General features: G+C 54.0%; 1 protein-coding gene. It reads right to left on the bottom strand.

The annotated features are described in order from the left end of the window. The coding region (locus CKO11_RS17460; RefSeq protein ID WP_223641588.1) for a hypothetical protein at positions 1–502 on the bottom strand (502 nt) is incomplete at both ends.

Genomic DNA, 502 nt, shown 5'->3' with positions numbered 1-502 from the left:
CTCCCCGTTGGTATCCAGTTGGATCGTGATCGTCTGCGAACCTCGATTTCGCCAGAACCAGCCGTGCTTCCCGTCAAAGGCGGCCTGCAATACCCCATCTCCGGAGGTTATCTGCCGGTCCTTGCCATAGCCGTGGTAAAACCCTTTCGGTGCGTTAACCGGATCGCCGTGCGCATCAACGTTTACAGGGCCGGAACTCATCCACTGAAAAGCCACCCGGGCGTCCTTACGCATTTCCATCTTCACTTCAGCCGCTTCATTCGGTTTCAGCGTAATCAGCAACTGATTGCGTTGAGAACCGGTTGTTGATACTTCCGGCGAACGGGTTGTCACTGGTGCGCTAAGTTCCGGGTAGTTGTTTTGTGTGATCGTCGGCGGATTATCCGGCACCGGGCGTTCATTTTCCGGGGTCGTTGACTGCCCCCATTGACCTATACTTGCTTGTTTATCTGCAACGGCTTCAGCAGCCAGTTGTGTTTTTATCTCTCCCATTTGCTTGAGA

The organism is Rhodobacter sp. TJ_12 (assembly GCF_020023995.1).
Classification (GTDB): domain Bacteria; phylum Pseudomonadota; class Alphaproteobacteria; order Rhodobacterales; family Rhodobacteraceae; genus Rhodobacter.
This window is presented reverse-complemented; position numbering and strand designations above follow the sequence as displayed.